Origin of the sequence: Bradyrhizobium japonicum USDA 6 (genome assembly GCF_000284375.1) — a bacterium.
GTDB classification, from domain to species: Bacteria; Pseudomonadota; Alphaproteobacteria; order Rhizobiales; family Xanthobacteraceae; genus Bradyrhizobium; species Bradyrhizobium japonicum.
In genome coordinates this window covers 2,012,342-2,033,485 of record NC_017249.1, presented here as the reverse complement: position 1 = coordinate 2,033,485, position 21,144 = coordinate 2,012,342, and the positions used below count along the sequence as shown (strand labels likewise).

Sequence of the window (21,144 nt, the reverse complement as noted above, 5' to 3'; positions counted from 1 at the left end):
TTTCGGCCCGCCGTTTTCGTTTGGATGAATGCCCGGGTCAGGCCCGGGCAAGACGATTCGAATTAGTTGTCCAGGAACGACCGCAGCTTCCGCGACCTCGACGGATGCTTCAGCTTCCGCAGCGCCTTCGCCTCGATCTGGCGGATACGTTCGCGGGTCACCGAGAACTGCTGGCCGACTTCCTCCAGCGTGTGGTCGGTGTTCATGCCGATGCCGAAGCGCATGCGCAGCACGCGCTCTTCGCGCGGCGTCAGCGACGCCAGCACGCGCGTCGTGGTCTCGCGCAGGTTCGACTGGATCGCGGCGTCGATCGGCAGGATCGCGTTCTTGTCCTCGATGAAATCGCCGAGGTGTGAATCCTCTTCGTCACCGACCGGGGTTTCCAGCGACAGCGGCTCCTTGGCGATCTTGAGGACCTTCCGGACCTTCTCCAGGGGCATGCCGAGCTTCTCGGCGAGCTCTTCCGGGGTCGGCTCGCGGCCGATCTCGTTGAGCATCTGGCGCGAGGTGCGCACGATCTTGTTGATCGTCTCGATCATGTGCACGGGGATGCGGATGGTGCGCGCCTGGTCGGCGATCGAGCGGGTGATCGCCTGCCGGATCCACCATGTCGCGTAGGTCGAGAACTTGTAGCCGCGGCGGTACTCGAACTTGTCGACGGCCTTCATCAGGCCGATGTTACCTTCCTGGATCAGGTCGAGGAACTGAAGGCCGCGGTTGGTGTACTTCTTGGCGATCGAGATCACGAGACGGAGGTTGGCTTCCACCATCTCCTTCTTGGCCTGGCGTGCCTCGCGCTCGCCCTTCTGCACGGAGTGCACGATCTTGCGGAATTCGACGATCTCGAGGCCGGTGAGCGCGGCGAGCTGGTGCACCTCGTGACGGAGGTCCTTGATGCGGTCCTTCTCGATATGGACGAAGTTCTTCCAGCCCTTGGCCGAGAGCTTCGAGACGCGGTTGAGCCAGCGCGGATCGAGCTCCGAGCCGGTGTAGTTGCGCAGGAAGTCCTCGCGCGCGACGCCATGGCTGTCGGCAAGGCGCATCAGGCGGCCCTCGTGCGAGACGAGGCGCTTGTTGATGTCGTAGAGCTGCTCGACCAGTGAGTCGATACGCGCCTGGTTCAGGCGCAGCGACTTCACCTCGACGATGATCTCGTCCTTCAGCTTGCGATATTTGCGTTCCTGGTGCGGCGAGAGCGAGGGCCCGTGCGAGGTGCTCTCGAGCTGGTTCTGGATGTCCTGCTCCTGAAGCTTGCGCAGCTTCTTGTAGCTGTCGGCGATCTTGTCGAAGATCTCGACGACCTTGGGCTTGAGCTCGGCCTCGATGGCCGCGAGCGACATCTGGTTCTCGAACTCGTCGTCCTCGTCCATGTCGGCTTCGGCGGCGGCTTCGCCCGGATCCTTCTCGCCTTCGCCGGCATTGCCGGGCGCAGGCGCCGCGCGGAACGGGGTCGGCGACGGCGGCGCGGCGGGCGGCGCGACATGCGCCGGCGCAGCTCCGTTCACGGCTGCGGCCTCGCCGCCTTCGGCGGACGCTTCGCCGTTCTCGCCGGTCGGACCGCCGATCATCGCGGTGTTCATGCCGCCCTTGGCGTCGGGCCCGGCATAGGTCGCTTCGAGATCGATGATGTCGCGAAGGAAGATCTTGCCTTCGTTGAGCTCGTCGCGCCAGATGATGATGGCCTGGAAGGTCAGCGGGCTTTCGCAGAGGCCTGCGATCATCGCCTCGCGGCCGGCCTCGATGCGCTTCGCAATCGCGATTTCGCCTTCGCGGGACAGGAGCTCGACCGTGCCCATCTCGCGCAGATACATGCGCACGGGGTCGTCGGTGCGCTCGCCCGGCTCGCTCTTCTTGACCTCGGTGACGGCCTTCTGGGTGACCTCGACGAGCTCGTTGTCGGTCTCGTCCTCGCCGCCCTCGTCCTTGTCCTCGTCGCCGTCGCTATCGTCGGCTTCGGTGACGTTGATGCCCATGTCCGAGAGCATGGACATGATGTCCTCGATCTGCTCGGGGGAGGTCTGGTCGGACGGCAAAACTTCGTTGAGCTGATCGAAGGTCACGAAGCCGCGCTTCTTGGCCTGCTTGATCATCTTCTTCACGGCCGCGTCGGACAGATCGAGCAACGGCGACGGCGCGTCCTGGGAGTCCTTCTCCGGCGCGTCCGCTGCCTTGTCGTCTTTCTCTTTGTCCTTCGCCTGCAGCGTCTTTGCCTTGGTGGCCATCCATTGCTCCTAAACGCGCTTCATGCAGAAGGCCGAACGGCCCGCCCGCCTGAATTCACTTGAACCTGTTGTTCGACGCTCTCGCTTCGTCAGATCGCGACACGGAAAGGGCGGCGCGGATATCTCTCGCCACCCCGACCTTTTCTCTCGCCGGATTTGCCTAACGCTTCGTGAGCCCCTTTGTCGCAGCGGATGCAGGTGTAGTGCCAACAGCGATTGCGCGGATTCATTCCTGACGCGTCTGTTCTGCCTGCGGCCGCCTGGTGGCCAAAGTGCTACAAGACCGTTAAGCCTCGATTAACCCTGTTTTTGCCGCCAAACCTTGGATTTGGCGAGTCTTTTAGCGGTTCCGGTCCCGGCCGTCCGCATGATTCTTTCATCACACGCTCTTCTGGAACCGGCCCGACAGCTCGCCAAAACCCTCGATCAGGGCCTCGGTACCGTCGACTTCTCCTATCCGAGCCTTGACGTCACGCAGCCACGCCAAATTGGCCTCGCTGGGGTCCTCCCCCAAGGCCAGCTCGGCGTCCTTCAGCTCTCTAAGTAGTGAATGGTATTGCCGATGCAAGGCAACGAGCTGGTGCCAGGTTGAGAGAACATCGTCCCGGGCGGCGCCCTCGCGGGCACCCCACACCGCTGCGGTGGTGATGCCGCTCTCAACCCTTTGAAGGAGCTGTGAGAATCCACCCTTCTCGATGTCGGCTCGCATCTTCTCGGCCTGCTCGCCGGGGTCCGGCGAGTGGTGGTGGTCGTTGGCGAAGGCGGCGATGATGCCGGCCCGGAGCTTATGGGCCTCGGGGTGGGCCAGCTCCAGGGCGGCGACCTCCTCAAGATGGTCGTGCAGCAGCCAGGGGTGGTTGATCAGGATTTGCAGGATCAGGGCTTCGCGACGGGATATGGCGCTGCGCTGGCCCTTCATGATCGGGCTGGCCGCCAGCTGGGGGCTCGCCGCCTGGTAGGGGCCTGAGGGAATCATGGCAGGCCCCGGGGCTCCACGCCGCCCTTGGCTACCGAATCCCTGGCCCCCAAATCGATTCGCCTGCCCCCCGCTGCGGGGCTGGAAGGAGCGGCCGGAATTGCCCTGGAAATTGCCCCGGCCGGCAAAGCCGCCGCGCCCGCCCTCGGGCGCGAAGGTGCGTCGAAGCCGTTCGGCGAAATCGTCGCGATAGTAGCGCCGCACCACCTCGTCGCGGATGCCGTTGGACAGCTCCTTGACGCGCGCTTCCAGCGCGGCGCGACGCTCGGGCGTGGCAAAGTTGCCGCCTTCGAGCTCGCGCGACCAGATCATCTCGGCGAGCGGCTTCGCCGCCGCGATGACATCCTCGATCGCACCGCGGCCGCCCGAGCGGACGAGATCGTCGGGGTCCTGCCCTTCCGGCAACAGCGCAAAACGCAGGCTCTTGCCCGGCGCAAGAAATGGCAAGGCGAGGTCGGCGGCACGGTAAGCCGCCTTCTGTCCGGCCCTGTCGCCGTCGAAGCAGAGGATCGGCTCGTCCGCCATCCTCCAGAGCAGCGCGAGCTGGTTTTCGGTCAGCGCGGTGCCGAGCGGCGCCACGGCACCTGCAAAGCCTGCCGTCACCATGGCGATGACGTCGACATAGCCTTCGACCACGATCAGCGCGCTGCCATCATGCGTGGCTTTGCGCGCGGTCTGGTGATTGTAGAGATTGTCGCCCTTGTGGAAGAGCGGGGTCTCCGGCGAGTTCAGGTATTTTGCCGGAACGTCCTTCTCCAGCGCGCGCCCGCCGAAGGCGATGACGCGGCCACGCAGATCCGTGATCGGAAACATCACGCGATCGCGGAAGCGATCGTAGGGCACGGGAATGTCGTTGCCGGCAACGAGGAGCCCGGTCTCGATCATGTCCTCGACCGAGACGCCGAGCTTTCCGAGATGCTCCTTGAGCGCGAAGCGCTCGGGCGGCGGGGGCGCATAGCCGAGGCGGAACTGCACCTGCGTCGCCGGCGAGATCGCGCGATCGGCGAGATAGCCGCGCGCCTTGGCGCCGACGCGCGAGGCCAGCGTCTCGGCGAAGAATTTTGCGGCGAGCTCCATCACGTCATGCAGCGTGCGGCGCCGCTGCTCGTGCCGCGCCGCGTCCGGCGTCACCGCCGGCAGCGCCAGCCCCGCCATGCCGGCGAGCCGCTCGACGGCCTCCGCGAACGGCAGGCCGTCGGTCTCCATCACGAAGGTGATGATGTCGCCGTGCTTGCCGGAGGAGAAGTCGTGGTAAAATCCCTTCTGGTCGTTGACGTAGAAGGACGGCGTCTTCTCCTGCTGGAACGGCGACAGCCCCTTCCATTCCCGCCCGGCCTTCTTCAGCTTCACGCGCTTGCCCACGACTTCGGAGACCGAAAGCCGGGCACGAAGCTCGTCGAGGAACTGGGGCGTGAAGCGCATGGCGTGTGTGTAACGCGAATCCGGGTGAGTCGGGCGAAGGATCAGGGATATAGGTGCGGCCCGGCCAAAAGTCAGGTTTGTCAGGATTATACGCGCTGTTCACAGCCCCTTCCGTCGTTCCGGGGCGCGCGGAGCGCGAGCCCGGAACGACAGAAAGCTTGAATCCGGCCCGGTTCCGCGCTTCGATAGGCCATGTTCAGGACGTTTCGAGGCGGCCATAGCGGGGGTTGGCGCGTCACCTCGATTTCGCCCGTGACGGGCGAGCCCCTGCCCTTCGTGCCGGCGCTGTCGGTCGTCGACAGCGATGCCGTCGCGTTGCCGCTGGTGCCCTCGCGCAATGCGTGGCGACTGGCGGGCGTTGCGAGCAGCTTGCGCTATACCGAGCGCGCCGAGCAGGAGCAGCTCACCGCGGTGCAGGCCGGGCTCGGCCGGCTCGAGGCCACCTCCGCGGCGCTGATCCCGATCCGCAAGTCGCAAGCCTGGTGGGACCTGACGCAGGAAGAGCGCCGCAAGATCTTCGAAGACAAGTCGCACCACATCGCAAGCAGCCTGCGCTTCCTGCCAGCGATCGCCCGGCAGCTCTACCACAGCCGCGACCTCGGCGGCCCCTTCGACTTCCTGACCTGGTTCGAGTTCGCACCCGCGGATGCCTCGCTGTTCGAAGAGCTGGTGGCGATGCTCAGGCAGACCGAGGAGTGGACCTACGTCGAGCGCGAAGTGGATGTGCGCGTGGTGAAGGAAGTGCTGTCGGCCTAATGATCCAGGAAGCGTCCGGTCCCGATGACGGGTAGACCGCTGACGGGCCAGTTGTAGACGTAGGTCCAAGCCTTCTCCGTTGCGCCGTCAGGCAACGTCACGTCAATCAGCTCGCGCAGATATTCGGTCGGCTCCGGAAAGCCCTCGCCACAGGCTTCGTACATGTCGAGCTCGCGCAGCAGCTCGTCGGGCACGCGCAATTGAAAAAGCTCACCATGGACGACATGGGAGGCCTCGTTCGACAGCAGCAATCCGGGATAGTGCTTTACGAGAACGAGCCGGCCGCGACACGTCGCGTCACCCAAAAAGTCCGCATGTCCTGCAAGCAGCCGCGCCATCGGATGGTCGAAGCCGCGCATCAGGGTGCCGTAGACGAAAAGACGATCGGAGGTCATGGGGTGTCTATAGCCGTCAATCGAGCGAAACGACAGCCGCACGTTTCCTCGTCCCAGCGAAGTCCCGGGGGCAAGCAAGATTTGGTCTTGTGATGAATCGCCTGCAACGGCATCGTCTGGCGATCATGATGATTTTGGGTGGACCGACCTGCAAGCGATTGCTGCCCAATTCAGAGGGCAGCTGTTTTTCCATAGGCAATCAGGATGGACTTGAACACGGCCGACGCGACCGATCAACTGCTCGGCGCGGGGGACATTTCGCCGGTGCATGAGGTCAATGCGGATGGGGCATCGCCTTTCCTGCTCACCTCGGATCATTACGGACGGATTCTGCCGCGCGCGCTCGGCGACCTCGGCGTCGCGGAAAGCGAGCTGACGCGGCACATCGCCTGGGACATCGGCATTGCCGGCGTCGCCGAGCGGCTGGCAGAAATGCTCGATGCGCATCTGATCGCGCAGCGCTATTCGCGGCTCGTGATCGACTGCAACCGCTCACCCGGCGTTGCAAGCTCGATCCCCGTGATATCCGAGGCGACCGCGATCCCGCGCAACGAGGGCATCACCGAGGGCGAGCGCGCGGCGCGGCGGCGCGAGATCTTCGAGCCCTATCACCGCCGCATCGATGCCGCGATCGACCGCCGCCTGCACGATACGCGGCCGACGGTGCTGGTGTCGCTGCACAGCTTCACGCCGGTTTATGCCGGCGTTGCCCGGCCCTGGCACATCGCCGCGCTGTATAACCGCGACACCGTGCTGCCGCAGCTGCTGCTGAAGCATTTGCGCGCTGAAGGCGATCTCGTCGTCGGCGACAACGAGCCCTACGCGGTGAGCGACCTCAGCGACTACACCATCCCCGTCCATGGCGAAGCCCGCGGCCTCGTCAACACTGGCATCGAGATCCGCCAGGATCTGATCGCGGATCAGTCCGGCCAGCAGCAATGGGCGGAACGGCTGGGAAGGATTTTTGCGGAGATCGAGCTGGAGTTGCGCAGGGAGAGGCTGGTCGACTAGCTGGCCCGCGTCGCGACGAACACCGCGAGCGCAGCGAAAATCGCAGCGATGCCCCACAACAGCCAGGCGATGCGGACGGGGCCGCTTGTATCCAGCGTTGCCTCGGCCGGATTGTCGGGATTGACGCGCACCTCGACGGTCGCGCCCCGCTTGTAGCGCGACATCAGCTTCTTCAACATCTCGTCGGACCCGGACTGCGTCCCGGCCGCGACGCGCGCGCATTCATTGGTGTAGCTGACGTTCTGATAGCGATAGGTGTAGGTCACGCGCTTGCCGAACATCTCGGTGCCGCGGCGCTCGCCCGGCTCGCTGGCCTCGTGATAGTGCTCGATCCCCGACAGCTTGATCGTGCCCGGCACCACCGGCCAGCGCGCCGCCTTCAACGCCTGCCGCCGCACGCCATACCCCATCAGCGCGATGACGAGGCCGAACGCGCCGAAGCCGACAACGAGCCCCGCGAGATCGGGCCGCCCGATGTGGTGCGCAAGGTAGGCATAAGTCTGGTTAAGACCGAACGCCGAGCCGAACACGATGCCAAACGCGATCGCCGTGCCGATGCCGAGGCAGCCCCACAGCCCCTTGGGCAGGTCGCGCTCGAGCACGGCCTGATCGGGATGGCGCGGATTGTAGTAGACGGTGACGATGCTGCCGGCGGGATATCTTGCGAGCTTCTCGGCGACCTCGAAATTGCCGAGGTCCTCGCCGATCGAGATGCGGTTACAGCTCAGCCTGCGGCTGCCGACCGAATATTCGTAAGTCACGTTCGCAAAATTACGGCTCTCGAGCCGATAGCCTTCCTCGCGGTCGCTGTCGGACACCCTGACCTCGCGCACCTCGGCGACCGAACGGACGACCTTGCCCGGTGCCTGCGGCCAGCTTCGCGCCTCGCGCACCTGCCAGGTCTTCACAACGGCGGCGACCAATAACAGCCCGAGCGGTGCGAGCAGCATCGCATAGACGAACCAGGGCAGATCGGGCACGGCAAAATTCCTTCGTCAGCGGCAATGGCCGATTGGACGCATCGCCGCCGCGAAGGGTTCAAGCCGAACCGGCTTGAGAAAGGGTTATTTGGCCCGGATAAGCGCCAGCCAGATGCCGCCGCCGATCATGAAGCCGCCGGAGACGCGCGACACCAAGCGGGTGCGGCGCGCCGAGAAAAAGCCGCGGACCTGACCGGCAAGCAGCGCGTAGATTCCGTCCGTCAGGCCGGCAAGCACCATGAAGGTGATTCCGAGCACCAGGACCTGCGACAGGTGATCCTTGCTCATGTCCATAAATTGCGGAATGAACGCGCCGAAGAACACCAGCAGCTTCGGGTTCGACAACGCCACGACGAAGCCCTGCAAGAGAAAGCCGCCGCGAGGGGGAGGCGGAGGCGCGTCGGTGTCGACGCCTTCAACCGGAGCGCGGATCAGCTTGATGCCGAGCCAGACCAGATAGGCCGCGCCTGCAAAGCGCACCCAGTCGAACCAATAGCCCATTGTCGCCATGAGCGAGGTGAGACCGACTGCGAGGATGCCGATCACGATCAACAGCCCCATCTGCACGCCGAGAATGTTGGTCAGCGCCGCGCGTGTGCCGTGGCGCAGGCCGTTGGCGATGACGAGGGTCACGATGGGCCCCGGCAGCAACGCCAGCGCAATGCAGGCGGCGACGAAGGCGAAATAGGCTTGCATGGACATCATGGGGAGGACTCGCTGAGAGCGGTTTGGCGCATTAATGCATGACACTCACTGTCCGTCCAGCGCTGCGGTCGCCCATAGCTTCATCTCCGGCCTCTCCAGGAACGCCAGCGCCGCACGCTGCACGACGCCGGCTTCGCCATGCCCCTGGACCGCAGCGACGAAGAGATCGCAGCGGCGCGAGACGGCGATGCCGATCGCGGCATGACGGACACCGTCGGCCATATCGAGATCATAGCGCCTGGCACGGCCGCGCATCTCGCCAAGTCCCACCTCCTCGCCCGGTGCGACGGCGGCAAAACGCGGGCTGATCAGATCGACGTCGGCAACGCGATCGACCTCATCATCGTCGGCGACGCCGCGGTCGCAATTGCAGAAGCCGCGCTTGGCGCGCACGTAGAGCTCGGTGCCCGCGCAGGCGCCGTCGCAGCGGAACGCGCGGCCGGCGGGCCAGCCGTCGCGCGGGAACGGCCATGCGATTTCGCGCCAGCCCGCCGATTCCGCCGCCAGCGCCGGCGCAAGCCGATAGGCCCCGACGCCGGACACACCGAGCGCGATAGCCACGGCCGCAATCGCCGCCCCGCGCCGCATCGTCAGTTCCTCGGCAGGCCGGCGGCCGCGCGCGCCGGTCCGGTCAGCTCGAGGATATGCAGGCCGGTGTTGGCGCGGTCGACGATGTAGATGTAGCCGCGATCATCGGTCTCGACATTGTTGGTCTGGATCGCGACCTTGCAGCGCTCGCCGCCCTCGACGGGAATGCAGCGTTTGTCGGTGGCCTGCGTGATCGCCGGGATGAAATAGCCGACCTCCTTCGGGTGATAGGGATCGCGGATGTCGAGCGCGCGCACGCCCGCATTGAAGAAGGCGATGAAGGCCATCTTCTTGTAATAGACCGGCGCCATGCTCTCGTTCGAGGAGTGCGAGCCGAAGCGGCCGCCGCGCTGGCAGAACTGTCCGCCCGCCTCCGGCACGGTGTAGCTCGAGATCATCATCGGCCGCGTCTCGGTGGTGACGTCGGCGAACCACACCATCTGCCGCGCCTCGCCGCATTCGTTCAGGATCGCCTCGTCGACGATCATGACGATGTCGCGGGTCTTGCCGTCCTTGTCCTCGGCGAATTCGGTGACCGGCATGTCGAGCATCGGGAACGTCGTATGCGCGCCGTTGAAGGCGGACATCGGCATGCGCGAGATCTCGGGATAGCGCAGATTCTCCGGTGTCGGCTCCTTCGGCCCGTTCAGCAACTTGTCGCGATCGACGATCTGCAAAATTCCGCCCTTGTTGGTGCCGTAGCCGAAGAACACGCGATTGCCGTCGGGTCCGGTCGAGATCGGCCCGTGCAATTCGGTCGGCACGGCGCCGGTCGAGCCGGGCTCCTGGCCGGGCAGGCCAAAATCGCGGATTTTCTGCGGATGCGCGGGATCGCCGAGGTCGTAGACTTGCGTCATGCGCCGCGTGCGCCAGTCCGGCGCGCCGGAGACGAGAAAGGCGATGCCGGTGTCGCACTCCCACCAGCTCTTGTGGGTGTCCTTCAGGCCGCCGATGCGCGTAACGAGCACGGGATTTGCGGGATCGGCGACGTTCCAGATCTCGTGCGCCTCGCTGCCGAAGGTGCGGAGCATGTAGACCGCATTGGGATCGCCCTTCGGCAGCGACTTGCCGTCGCAGACCCGCACCATCTGCGCGCCGCCGGATTCGTACTTGCCTTCCTGTCCCGGCAGATGCCGCAGATATTTTGGACGCGCGGGATCGGTGACGTCGACGATGGACGTTCCATTCGGTTCGGCCTGCCCCGTCATCGGATTGACGGGCGCGGGCACGTCGTCGGTGCCGCCGTGATGGCCGATATAGGCGATCCAGCGCGCACCCTGGTGATGGATGGTCGGCTGGTACGCGCTGCGCGCCTGCAGGTCGTTGGTGCCGACCAGCTTCATATTGGACGCTTCCGGCGGCGCGCCGATGGTCTGCTTCTGTTGCGCCTGGGCCGTGGTGCTGCAGGCGAAAAGGACAAGGCCTGCAGCGAGTGAGAAGCAACGGAACATCAAAGCTCTCCCGGAACCAATCTGCGTTGGCTGAGCTTCAAGGCTAGCACAGCCATTTCCGGGCGCCAAAGACACCATCTTGACATGCAACCATTTGGTTGCCTATTATCGCCGCCATGGATGAGGTCTTCAAAGCGCTCGCCGATGCGTCACGACGGTCGCTGCTGGACAGGCTTCACGCCAGGAACGGCCAGACGCTGAACGAACTCTGCGAAGGCCTCGCGATGACGCGCCAGGCCGTAACCAAGCACCTTGTCATTCTCGAAGAGGCCAATCTGGTCACGACCATCAGGCATGGCCGCGAGAAGCTGCATTACCTCAATCCGGTGCCGATCCATCAGATCGGCGAACGCTGGATCAGGAAGTTCGAGCGCGGCAAGCTCGCCGCGCTCAGCGAGTTGAAACGTCAGTTGGAGAAGCGCGATGAGTAAGCCCCAATTCGTCTATGTGAGCTATATCGAGACCACGCCGGAGAAGCTGTGGGAGGCGCTGACGTCGAGCGAGTTCACCAGGCAATACTGGTTCGGCGCCGAGGTCCGGTCGGACTGGAAGGTCGGCTCGCCCTTCGCGCTCACGCTCGACGGCGAGGTCACCGATTCCGGCGAGATTCTGGAGGCCGATCCGCCGCGCCGCCTGTCCTACAGCTTCAAGCACCAGAAGTTCGAAGAGCTGCGCGGCGAGCCGATATCGCGTGTCGTCTTCACGATCGAACCGTTCGGCTCGCTCGTGCGTTTGACCGTGTTGCATGACGGCTTCGTCGAGGGTGGCAAATATCTCGGCGCCGTCTCCAACGGCTGGCCGGCGATCCTGTCCCAGCTCAAGAGCCTGCTCGAGACCGGCAAGCTGCTCGGCATTCCACGCGCAGCCCTCAACAAGGGATTCGACGCAAAATGAACCTCGATCAGTTCAAACCGCTGACGGTCTACACCATCTACATCGTCTCCACGCCGGAGAAGGTCTGGGAAGCGCTGACCTCGGCCGAGTTCAGCAGGAAGTACTTTTCCGGCTTTGCCGTGGAGATGGAACGGAGGTTCGGCGGCAGGTTCATCGTGCGCGCGCCTGACGGTTCCGAGCACATCTCGGGCGAAGTCTTCGAATACGATCCGCCGAACAAGCTGACGGTGACATGGAACGTCAACTGGCCCGACCTCGTCGCAAAGCTCGGCACCACGCTCGTCACCTACGAGATCGAGCAAGCCGGCGAGGCCGTCCGCCTCACCATGAGCGAACGCCACGACCGCGCACTCAGCGACGACATCCTCTCCGGCGGCCGCACCGGCTGGCCCGCGATCCTGTCGGGACTGAAGAGTTTGCTGGAAACCGGCAAGGCGCCGCAGATCAAAATGACACCCCCGGCGCAGATGCTGGCGGCGTTGAAGGCGATGGGGATCAAGACGCCGTGACCGAGACGGGTCTGTCTCCGCGAACTCGGAATCGTAGGGTGGGCAAAGGCGCACTTGCGCCGTGCCCACCATCTTTCTGAATGGTGGGCACGCTTCGCTTTGCCCACCTTGCGACATCCCCAAGGGGAGAGCGAAAGCAGCAGAGGCGACGACCTTACACCGGCACCACCAGCCGCCGATAGAGATGCCACGTCGCATGCCCGAGCACGGGCAGCGTCACGACCAGTCCGAGAAAGTACGGCAGCGCCGAGACGATCAGCAGCATCACGATCACCGCGGCCCACGAGACCATCGGCAGCGGGCTGGTCACCACCGCACGCACGCTCGTCACCATGGCGGTGACGAAATCGACCTCGCGGTCGAGCAGCAGCGGAAACGACACCACCGTCAGCGAAAACAAGATCAGCGACAGCGCGGCACCGACCGCGTTGCCGATGGCGAGGAACAGCAGGCCCTCATTCGTCGTCAGCACCACTGTCATGAATTCCTGCAAGCTCGAGAACGAGGCGTGCAGGCCGAGCAGCAGCGCGATGAGCAGCCGCACCTGGTACATCCAGATCACGAACACGAACAGCGTGACGAAGGCCATCCAGCCGATCTCGCTGCGCGCGCGTATCGCCGACCAGATCCCGCCGAAGGAGACCGGCTCGCCGCGCTCGCGGCGACGGCTGACCTCGTACAGACCGATCGCCACGAACGGCCCGATCAATGCAAAGCCGGCCGCAAGGGGATAGACGAGATAGACCATGCCGAAGGCGGTGAGACAGAGCATGATGGCGATGCCGCCGCCTGCGTAGAGCGCGCCGAAGCAGAGCCCGTAGAGCGGCAGCGCCTGGAAATCGCGCAAACCCTCGACCAGCGCCTCGGCGATGTCGGTCGCCGCCACGGGACGCACCACCGGATCGACTTTGCCCGAGATCGACATGCGGCTCCCTCTCCTCGTCACCGGCACGATCTCCGTCGCGCGCGATCCCGATATTAGCGCCTTCGCGACCTGCGCGCACGCGCGCGTTGATTGCTGAATGACGGTATCCTGGGAGCCCCGACGTCAGCCCAACAGCGCCTCGCGGGCGAACTCTCCGGGGACTCATCCGTGATGTGCGCAGCCGAAATCTTTGCCCGCGGGGGCCTTTTCGGCGCGATGCCTATGGACTGGGCGGAGGGTGGTGCCGCAGATTGCATCTTCGAACCAGCACGCGCGACGACCAAATTGGACCGCCCGACCGATGAGCTTGCGTACCCGGCTACTGATACTCGTCATTGCGGCCATGCTGGTGCCGGCCATCCTCGTCGGCTTACGTTTCGTGCAAAATCGCAGCAGCGAAATCAACGCGGCCCTGGCCAATCTGACCGCGACAGCCGACGACATTGCAAGCGACCTGGATGAGAAGATCCAGGGCACCGCCCAGCTTCACTATGGTCTCGCCCGCGCGCGCGACCTCGACACGCGCGACAAGGCGGCGTGCTCGGCGTTCCTGTCGGAAGTGCGCGAGGAATACCCACAGTTCACCGGGATATTGACCATCGATCCCGACGGCAGCCTGTTCTGCGATTCGCTGCGGACCAATCGCACCCTCGACCTCCGGGATCGCGCCTATTTCAAACAGGCCCTGGCGTCGCGCGGCATCGCGCTCGAGCCGGTATTCGGCCGGCTGACCGGACTATCGGTGCTCCAGATCGCCTATCCGGTGCGATCAGAGACGGGCGCCCTTAAGCTGGTCCTGCTCGCCTCCTTCAACCTGCGCAAATTCGCGGAGTTTCACGACAAGCGGCTGCTCGGCCAGAAGGAGATCCTGCTCCTCGACAGCAAGGGAACGGTTCTGGTCGCCCCGTCCCGCGGAGGCTGGACCGAGCCGGTCGGCACGTCGATCGCGGGATCCGACCTGCTCCGCTTCGCCGCAACGCCCGACCGAAAGGCGTATCAGGAGGTGACCGATCGCGACGGCCGGACGCATGTCTGGGCTGTCGCCGCGCGCTCGCCTTCGACCCGCGATGCCGGCCTCTACATCATGGTCGGACGGTCCGAGGACGGACTTGTCGCGGCGGCCAATCGCCGGCTCTATGAGGATGTGGCGATACTCGCGGTGGCCTCGCTGCTGCTACTCGCGGCCGTCTGGATCCTTGCAACCGTGAGCGTCGGGCGTCAGGTCGGACGTCTCGCCACCATGGCGAAGAAGCTTGGGCTCGGAGATCTCAGCGCGCGAATTCCGCCTCCCCACCCGGGCGGCGAGCTGGGCGGATTGATGACCCTGCTCAACGGGACCGCCGAGTCGCTCGAGCAGCAACGCGCCGCCATCGCCGACCTCAGCCACAAGCTCAGCCAATCCCAGAAGATGGAAGCCATGGGCCAGCTCACCGGCGGCGTGGCGCACGACTTCAACAACCTCTTGACCGTCATTCTCGGCAACTCCGAGCATCTTGCCGACAGGCTGGCCGGCAACAAGGAATTGCACCGGATCGCCAACGACATTGCGACCGCCGCCGAGCGGGGCTCCGACCTGACGCGAAGCCTGCTCGCCTTCGCGCGCAAGCAGCCCCTGAGGCCGCGAGACATCGACATCGCCGTGAAGATTCACGAAATGGAGCAGCTGCTGCGCCGGCCCCTGGGCGAGCACATCGAATGCACCTTCGCGCTCGAACCGGATCTGTGGCTGACCAGCGTCGATCCCGGCCAGCTGACGACGGCGCTGCTCAATCTCGTGCTCAACGCGCGTGACGTCATGCCGCTCGGCGGCAAGCTGACGATCGAGGCGCGAAACACCTCGCTCGGTGAATCCGACCTTGACGTCAACGGCGAGCCGCGGCCGGGCGACTACGTCATGGTGGCCGTGACCGACACCGGCAGCGGCATGACTGCCGAGGTGGCGAGCCGGGCGTTCGAGCCGTTCTTCACCACCAAGGAGGTCGGCAAGGGCACCGGCCTCGGTCTGAGCATGGTCTACGGCTTTGTGCGGCAATCCGGCGGGGTCGTGCAGATGCAGTCCGAACCGGGGCAAGGCAGCGTCGTCAGGCTGTTCTTTCCCCGCCTTGCAACACCACCAAACGAGCAGCCCTCACCCGCGGAACGGATCGTCGCCCCCGACGGAAGCGAGACCATTCTTGTCGTCGAGGACGACGACATGGTTCGGGCCTATGTCGAGAGCGAGCTGAAGACGCTGGGCTATCGCGTCATCGCGGCGTCGAACGGTCCCGCGGCTCTCGAATTGTTGCGTCGCCCCGGCGACATCGACCTGCTGCTCACCGACGTCGTGATGCCGGGCGGCATGTTCGGGCCGGAGCTCGCCAGGCAAGCGACCGGCTTGCGGCCCGGGCTCAAGGTGCTCTTCACCTCCGGCTACACCCAAAATCCCGTGAAGACGCCCGACGGGGTCGGCGACGCCCGCATCCTGACAAAACCGTTCCGGCGGAAGGATCTTGCCGCGATGCTGCGATCCGCTCTGTCGGCGCCGCCGCGCTGAAATCAGGAAGAGAGAGCCAGCCGAAGCGCCACGCCGAGATTGGCTACGAACAGAGCCGCGTCGATGACGAAGATCCTGAGCATCGGACCTTTCAGCACGGGCCAGTAGGCCACCCCGACGCGCCCTCCGCGCATCAGGACCGGAAGGTTATAGGCGAACTGGCTGAAGTGGCAGGCGGCAAAGAACAGGAACAGCGCGAGCTGCGCCTCGATCGGCTGGAAGAAAGCCGGACGAGCGGCCAGAAGATAGAACGACAAAAGCCCGATCGGCAGATTCATCCCGCCCAGGAACGCCACGCTGGCGGCAAGCGTCGGCGCGATCGGATTGCTGCGCTCTTCGCGCGGCAGGAGTATCTTCAGGGTGTTGCCCTGGGCGACGCTGAACTGGATGAAGGCGCCGCCGAACCAGAGCGTGTTGAGGAGCAGGACGAAATCCGAAAGGTGCATGATCATTTTCCGTAGAAGGCTTCGCTGCGCACCACACGGCCCGCATCGTCGAAATCCATGAACTCGCTGGCGCGCGTGTCGCCGAGCTGCCACCACACCGTCAGGCGCGCGATCGCCTCGTCCCAGCTCCAGCGCAGGATCTTCAGGTCGGCGCTTTCGATGTGGCCATAGGCATCGCGCCAATAGGCGCGGATGTTCTCGGCGCCGGTGACGACCGGAGAACCGGTCAGCGATAATGCCAGAGGGCTGCGCATCTGTGCGTCGTCGGCGAAATGCGCGACGACCGCGTCGATATCGACCCGGCACCAGCTCGCACACCATGCCGCGACGAAGCGCTCGGCGGCTGCGCGATCCATTGTCCGTCCGCTCATGGCGGAGCCCTCCCCTGGCTCGTTGCCGGGAAAGTGGCAAAGCCCGCGCCTCATGTCAACTATGTTGACTTCAGGAATCATCAGTTGTTGTCGGCGATCGCCCCCATGACGGCCATCCATGCCGCCGCACCCGACGCCCCTGCGCGATCGAACGCTTCGCGCAGGACCTTGCGCTCGTGGTCCGATGCCCTCTGCTCGATACGTCGCCCGGCCTCCGTCAGGCGCAGCAGCTTGGAGCGATGCTGCTCGGGCGCTCGCTTCGACGTCAGCAGCTTGCGCTCCAGCAGCAAATTGAGCGGCCGGTTCAGGGCCTGCTTGGAGATGCCGAGGATCTCGATCAGCGAGCCGATCGCGATATCGGGCCGGCGCGCCACCACGTAGAGGATGCGGTGGTGTGGACGCGACAGGCCCTGCTTCGCAAGATATTCGTCGGCCTCCAGCGTCATCCCGCGCCAGCCGTAATACATGAGCTCCAGCGCCGCATCGAGATCGTGCAGCTTCGGAAGTGAGGCTCGGTGAAGCCCCGCAGCTTGAGACGTCTTTGCCATTGTCTGAAAGAGCCTAACCCCGCGCCCGAAGCTCGCGCCGCAGCACCTTGCCCGTGGCCGTCATCGGCAGTGTCTCCGCGAACTCGACGAAGCGCGGATATTCGTGCGCGGCGAGCTGCACTTTCACGAACTCCTGGATCTCGCGCGCGAGCGTGTCGCTTGCCGCGAAGCCGGGACGCAGCACGATCCAGGCCTTGATCGATTCGGTGCGGATCGGATCGGGGATGCCGACCACCGCCGCCATCGCCACCGACGGATGCTTCATCAACGTGTGCTCGATCTCGGACGGGCCGACGCGATAGCCGGCGGTGGTGATGACGTCGTCCTCGCGGCTGACATACCAGAAATAGCCGTCCTCATCCCGGGTACCGAGATCGCCGGTCAGCAGGAATTCGCCGGCATATTTCTTCGCCGTCGCGTCCGGATTGCGCCAGTATTCGAGCATCGTGCACGGGCATGGCTGACGCACGCCGATGATGCCGCGCTGCCCCGTGGGCAGCTCCTCGCCTTTGTCGTTGACGATGCGGACGTCGAAGCCCGGCGTCGCCTTGCCCATCGAACCCGGGCGGATCGGAAACAGGTTGGAATTGCTGCCGATCACGAGATTGCATTCGGTCTGGCCGAACACTTCATGCGCGTCGATGCCGAACGTCTCGCGCACCCAGCCGAGCAGCTCGCCGCCAAGCGATTCACCGCCGGTGAAAATGCTGCGCAGCTTGACGCCCGGATGCTTCACGCCAGCCTGCCGCATCAGCTTCAGCGCGGTCGGCGGCAGGAAGACGTTGCGGACACCGAGGTCGGCCATCATCTCCATCGCCGCCTGCGGTTCGAACTTTCGCGCGCGGTGACCGACCAGGGGGATGCCGTGATACCAGAACGCGAACAAGCCGTTGACGAGGCCGCCGATCCAGGCCCAGTCCGCCGGCGTCCACATCAGATCGCCGGGGCGCGGCAGGAAGTTGTGGCACATCTCGACATTCGGCAAGTGTCCAAGCACGACGCGATGCGCATGCAGCGCGCCTTTCGGATTGCCCGTCGTGCCTGACGTGTAGATGATCAGGGCGGGGTCATCGGCGGAGGTGTCGACGGTCGCAAAGTCCTCGGACGCGGTTTCGATCGCCGACCAGAACGGTTTTGCACCGGCATGGACCGCGCCGCTCGTGACATAGATGTCCTGCAGATAGGGCAGCCGATCGCGGATCTTCGTGAGCTTCTCCCAGCCCGCCTCATCAGTGATGATGGCTCTTGCTTGCGAATTCGACAGGCGGAATTCCAGCGCGTCCTCGCCGAACAGCGCGAACAGCGGGATCGAGATCAGCCCGGATCGGAACGCGGCCATATGCGCGATCGGCAGCTCCAGCGACTGCGACAGGAACACCGCGACGCGGTCGCCGCGCACGAGCCCATCGGCCTTCAGCACATTGGCGAAGCGGCGCGACATCTCCGCGACCTCGTCGAAGGAGGTGCGCGTGGTTACTCCGTTCTCGTCGACATAGAGCAGCGCGAGGCGGCCCGTGCCGTCGGCATGGCGGTCGCAACACGCCTCCGCCATGTTGAAGCGTGCCGGGACGTCCCAGCGGAAGTTGCGATAGAGCTCGTCGTAGGTTGCGGCTTCGGTGAGCATGGTCGTTTCCCGGCAGCGTCGTCATGGCCGGGCTTGTCCCGGCCATCCACGTTCTTGATTGGACCTGAGTTTAGGCCTGTGAGTGCCGGGGACAAGCCCGGGCATGACGATGCAGAGGCATCCCCTAACGGCGCACCGTCTGGAAGAATTTCCTGACGTCGCCAACATACAACTTCGGCTGCTCGAATGCGGCGAAATGCCCGCCCTTCTCCATCTCGCTCCAGTGCGTGATGTTAGGAAAGTTCGGCTCCATCCAGCGCCTGACCGGCGTGATGATCTCCTTGGGGAACACGGCGACGCCGGTCGGCACGTTGACCTTGGGCGTGGTGCGGCGCTTGCCAAAACTCTCCCAGTAGAGCCGTGCGGAGGAGGTCGCCGTCTCCGTTGCCCAATAGAGCATGACGTTGTCGAGCAGCTCGTCCTTGTCAAAAATGTTTTCGGGATGGCCGTCGCAATCGGTCCAGGCCCAGAATTTTTCCAGAATCCAGGCCGCCTGCCCGCTCGGCGAATCCGTCAGGCCATAGCCGAGCGTCTGCGGCCGCGTCGATTGCTGTTTGGAATAGCCTGAATCGAGATCGACATAATGCTTGAGGCCGGTGAGCGCGCGCTTCTCTTCCGCCGTCGGCTCGCCCTCGACCTTCGGCGCCGCGTTGAAGGCGAGCGTGATGTGGATGCCGGCGCAGTGCTCGGCGTCCTGCGCGCCCAGCGATGTCGTCACCGCCGAGCCCCAGTCGCCGCCCTGCGCGCCGTAACGCGCGTAGCCGAGCCGATCCATCAGCTTCGCCCAGGTCGCGGCGATGCGGTCGACCCCCCAGCCGGTGGTCTTTGGCTTGGCGGAGAAGCCAAAGCCCGGCAGCGACGGACAGATCACGTGAAAGGCATCCGCGGGATTACCGCCATGCGCGGCAGGATCGACCAGCGGCGCGATCACCTTCTGGAATTCGACGATGGACCCTGGCCAGCCATGGGTGATGATCAGCGGTAGCGCCGACGGCTCCTTCGAGCGCGCATGCAGGAAGTGGATGTCGAGCCCGTCGATCTCGGTGGTGAATTGCTCGAAGCGGTTGAGCTTTGCCTCGCGGGCGCGCCAGTCATAGCTGTTGGCCCAGTAGGCGCATATCTCCTGGATCCATTTCAGCGGCGCGCCCTGGCTCCAGTCGTCGACCAGCTCCGCCTCCGGCCAGCGCGTGCGGGCGAGGCGCGATTTGAGGTCGGTGAGAATGTCGTCGCTGATGGCGATGCGAAACGGTTTGATGGCGCTCATCGGTTGCCTCCGATCTTTTCTGGCGGAGAGACTAGGCCGGATTGCCGCGGCATCGGAAGCCCCACCCTCCCCTGGAGGGTCCCTGGAGGGGGAGGGTCGCTACGCATGGAGCAAAGCGAAATGCGTAGCGGGGTGGGGTGACAGTCCACCCATTGAATAGGGGCCCGACTGGAGAGATCACTCCACCCCGCTCGCGCTTCGCGCAATCGACCCTCCCCTCCAGGGGAGGGTAAGAGTTCAGCCCGTCAGCGCGGCCTTCACCAGGCCACTGGCCTTGCCGAAATCCATCTGGCCGGCGTACTTCGCGCGCAACACCGCGATCACCTTGCCCATGTCCTTCATGCCGGCAGCGCCGGTCTCGGCGATCGCATCCGTGATCGCCTTCTTCACCTCATCGTCCGACATCTGCTTCGGCAGATAGGCCGAGATCACCGCGATCTCCTCGCGCTCCTGGGCGGCGAGCTCGGCACGGCCGCCCTTGTCGTAGAGCTCGACCGACTCCTGGCGCTGCTTGATCATCTTCTGAAACACGCCGAGCAGGTCGGCGTCCGACAGCGGCGGCTTGCCGTTGCCGCGCGCCTCGATGTCGGCGTTCTTGATGGTCGAGTTGACCATGCGCAGGGTGGACAGCTTGCGCTCGTCCTTGGCCTTCATGGCCTCCTTGACCGCGTTGTTGATGTCGTCGCGCAGCATGATCGTGATCCCTTCGAATATCCGACGCCTGATCTAGGCCGTTCGCGGCCCTGAGACAACCGGGGCGCCCAGCCATTCGGCCAGCGCCCGCGCCGTCGCCTCGGGCTGCTCCGGTTGCGGCAGGTGCCCGCAACGCTCTAGGATCACCAGCCTCGCGCCCGCTATGCCCTCCGCCATCTCCCTCGAGAATGCGTTGGGAATCGTGTTGTCCTGATCGCCCGTCAGCACCAGCGTCGGGCATTTGATCGTCGCCAGCGTCGGCCGTGAATCCACCCGCGCGATGATCGCGGTCTGCTGTCGCAGATAGCCTTCGACGCCGACGTCCTCGCCCTGCTCGTGCACGAGCTTTCGAATGCCGGCATCGTCGCGGCGCGAGGGATGCACCAGCTCCGGAAACATCTCCTCGCGCGCCACGCTCAGCTCGCCGCGCCTCGCCCGTTCCATCAGGCCGCGGCGGCGCGCGGTCGCTTCCGGTGTATCGGGCCGGGCCTGGGTGTTGATCAGCGCGAGCTTCAAAACCCGCTCGGGCGCCTGGCGCATGATCTCGAGCGCGATATAGCCGCCCATGGAGTGGCCGGCGAGTGCGAAGCGCGACGGGGCTTCGCTCAGCACGCGCCGGGCGATCGCCGCCATGCTGTCGTCGCGGCTATGGTTGGCAATCATCACCGGGCCGAACCGCCAGAGCGCCGGGACCACCGGGGCGTAGATCCGGGCCGAGGAGGCCAGCCCCGGAACCAGCAGAAGCGGGGTGGTCTGGTCCATTATTGCCTCGCAAGCCCGGGAAATTGGCGGAAATTATCCTGCCAAGCTTAAGTGCCTGAGGGGACCTGT

21 protein-coding genes are annotated in these 21,144 nt (G+C 64.9%); 6 read left to right on the top strand and 15 right to left on the bottom strand.

All coding sequences use genetic code 11. From position 1 onward, the window contains the following. Nucleotides 1-62: 62 nt before the first annotated feature. Nucleotides 63-2,222 carry an RNA polymerase sigma factor RpoD gene (gene rpoD / locus BJ6T_RS09530; RefSeq protein ID WP_014492111.1) on the bottom strand — a complete coding sequence of 720 codons (2,160 nt, stop codon included), beginning with the start codon at nt 2,220-2,222 and terminating at the stop codon, nt 63-65. A 379-nt stretch (nt 2,223-2,601) separates the two neighbouring features. Further along, the gene (gene dnaG, locus BJ6T_RS09525; protein ID WP_014492110.1) at nt 2,602-4,620 is read right to left on the bottom strand and encodes a DNA primase; all 2,019 of its coding nucleotides are present in this window, start codon (nt 4,618-4,620) and stop codon (nt 2,602-2,604) included. Nucleotides 4,621-4,812: 192 nt separating this feature from the next. On the opposite strand from dnaG, the gene BJ6T_RS09520 reads away from it, so the two are divergent. Further along, a complete protein-coding gene (locus tag BJ6T_RS09520) occupies nt 4,813-5,376 on the top strand; it encodes a chlorite dismutase family protein (RefSeq protein WP_028169846.1) in 564 nt (187 codons plus the stop codon). Here BJ6T_RS09520 and BJ6T_RS09515 read toward each other — a convergent pair. After that, entirely contained in the window at nt 5,373-5,771 is a 399-nt protein-coding gene (locus tag BJ6T_RS09515; protein WP_028169845.1) for a gamma-glutamylcyclotransferase family protein, read from the bottom strand. The two genes, BJ6T_RS09520 and BJ6T_RS09515, sit on opposite strands and share 4 nt — an antisense overlap. A gap of 204 nt (nt 5,772-5,975) precedes the next feature. On the opposite strand from BJ6T_RS09515, the gene BJ6T_RS09510 reads away from it, so the two are divergent. After that, entirely contained in the window at nt 5,976-6,782 is an 807-nt protein-coding gene (locus BJ6T_RS09510) for an N-formylglutamate amidohydrolase (protein WP_014492107.1), read from the top strand. Here the strand turns inward: BJ6T_RS09510 and BJ6T_RS09505 are convergent. The 4 genes from BJ6T_RS09505 to BJ6T_RS09490 all read right to left on the bottom strand — a co-directional run bounded on the left by BJ6T_RS09505 (nt 6,779) and on the right by BJ6T_RS09490 (nt 10,506). Next, nucleotides 6,779-7,762 (bottom strand): DUF3592 domain-containing protein, encoded by a 984-nt coding sequence (locus BJ6T_RS09505; RefSeq protein ID WP_014492106.1) that lies wholly within the window; start codon nt 7,760-7,762, stop codon nt 6,779-6,781. The genes BJ6T_RS09510 and BJ6T_RS09505 overlap by 4 nt on opposite strands. Before the next feature lie 84 nt (nt 7,763-7,846). Next, on the bottom strand, nt 7,847-8,464 hold the full coding sequence (locus BJ6T_RS09500) for a LysE family translocator (RefSeq protein ID WP_028159437.1): 618 nt from the start codon (nt 8,462-8,464) through the stop codon (nt 7,847-7,849). A 48-nt stretch (nt 8,465-8,512) separates the two neighbouring features. Then, entirely contained in the window at nt 8,513-9,055 is a 543-nt protein-coding gene (locus BJ6T_RS09495) for a hypothetical protein (protein WP_014492104.1), read from the bottom strand. A gap of 2 nt (nt 9,056-9,057) precedes the next feature. Then, nucleotides 9,058-10,506: an LVIVD repeat-containing protein gene (locus BJ6T_RS09490; RefSeq protein ID WP_014492103.1), complete on the bottom strand. Its 1,449-nt coding sequence runs from the start codon at nt 10,504-10,506 to the stop codon at nt 9,058-9,060. Nucleotides 10,507-10,622: 116 nt separating this feature from the next. Between BJ6T_RS09490 and BJ6T_RS09485 the strand changes: the two genes are divergently transcribed. From BJ6T_RS09485 to BJ6T_RS09475, 3 genes are read left to right on the top strand one after another with little or no spacing between them, the layout of a single operon-like run. Then, on the top strand, nt 10,623-10,937 hold the full coding sequence (locus BJ6T_RS09485) for an ArsR/SmtB family transcription factor (protein ID WP_008544842.1): 315 nt from the start codon (nt 10,623-10,625) through the stop codon (nt 10,935-10,937). Beyond that, nucleotides 10,930-11,400, top strand: coding sequence for an SRPBCC family protein (locus BJ6T_RS09480; RefSeq protein WP_014492102.1), 471 nt, complete (start codon nt 10,930-10,932; stop codon nt 11,398-11,400). Before BJ6T_RS09485 ends, BJ6T_RS09480 begins: the two co-directional genes overlap by 8 nt. Next, a complete protein-coding gene (locus BJ6T_RS09475) occupies nt 11,397-11,909 on the top strand; it encodes an SRPBCC family protein (RefSeq protein WP_014492101.1) in 513 nt (170 codons plus the stop codon). The genes BJ6T_RS09480 and BJ6T_RS09475 overlap by 4 nt, the downstream gene beginning before the upstream one ends. A 154-nt stretch (nt 11,910-12,063) precedes the next feature. Here BJ6T_RS09475 and BJ6T_RS09470 read toward each other — a convergent pair whose 3' ends face one another. Further along, nucleotides 12,064-12,834: a DUF2189 domain-containing protein gene (locus BJ6T_RS09470; protein ID WP_014492100.1), complete on the bottom strand. Its 771-nt coding sequence runs from the start codon at nt 12,832-12,834 to the stop codon at nt 12,064-12,066. A gap of 301 nt (nt 12,835-13,135) precedes the next feature. Between BJ6T_RS09470 and BJ6T_RS09465 the strand changes: the two genes are divergently transcribed. Further along, a complete protein-coding gene (locus BJ6T_RS09465; protein WP_014492099.1) occupies nt 13,136-15,367 on the top strand; it encodes an ATP-binding protein in 2,232 nt (743 codons plus the stop codon). Between the two features lie 2 nt (nt 15,368-15,369). On the opposite strand, the gene BJ6T_RS09460 is transcribed toward BJ6T_RS09465, so the two are convergent. From BJ6T_RS09460 to BJ6T_RS09430, 7 genes are all read right to left on the bottom strand, one after another. After that, entirely contained in the window at nt 15,370-15,813 is a 444-nt protein-coding gene (locus BJ6T_RS09460) for a hypothetical protein (protein ID WP_014492098.1), read from the bottom strand. A 2-nt stretch (nt 15,814-15,815) separates the two neighbouring features. Beyond that, nucleotides 15,816-16,184: a YybH family protein gene (locus tag BJ6T_RS09455; RefSeq protein ID WP_014492097.1), complete on the bottom strand. Its 369-nt coding sequence runs from the start codon at nt 16,182-16,184 to the stop codon at nt 15,816-15,818. Between the two features lie 80 nt (nt 16,185-16,264). Continuing rightward, nucleotides 16,265-16,732 (bottom strand): MarR family transcriptional regulator, encoded by a 468-nt coding sequence (locus tag BJ6T_RS09450; protein WP_014492096.1) that lies wholly within the window; start codon nt 16,730-16,732, stop codon nt 16,265-16,267. Between the two features lie 13 nt (nt 16,733-16,745). Then, complete coding sequence (locus BJ6T_RS09445; protein ID WP_014492095.1) at nt 16,746-18,356, bottom strand: acyl-CoA synthetase; 1,611 nt, start codon at nt 18,354-18,356, stop codon at nt 16,746-16,748. A 124-nt stretch (nt 18,357-18,480) separates the two neighbouring features. Then, entirely contained in the window at nt 18,481-19,620 is a 1,140-nt protein-coding gene (locus BJ6T_RS09440; protein WP_014492094.1) for an epoxide hydrolase family protein, read from the bottom strand. 237 nt (nt 19,621-19,857) lie between these two features. After that, nucleotides 19,858-20,313, bottom strand: coding sequence for a GatB/YqeY domain-containing protein (locus BJ6T_RS09435; RefSeq protein WP_014492093.1), 456 nt, complete (start codon nt 20,311-20,313; stop codon nt 19,858-19,860). Nucleotides 20,314-20,346: 33 nt separating this feature from the next. Continuing rightward, on the bottom strand, nt 20,347-21,075 hold the full coding sequence (locus BJ6T_RS09430) for an alpha/beta fold hydrolase (RefSeq protein ID WP_014492092.1): 729 nt from the start codon (nt 21,073-21,075) through the stop codon (nt 20,347-20,349). Nucleotides 21,076-21,144: the final 69 nt, after the last annotated feature.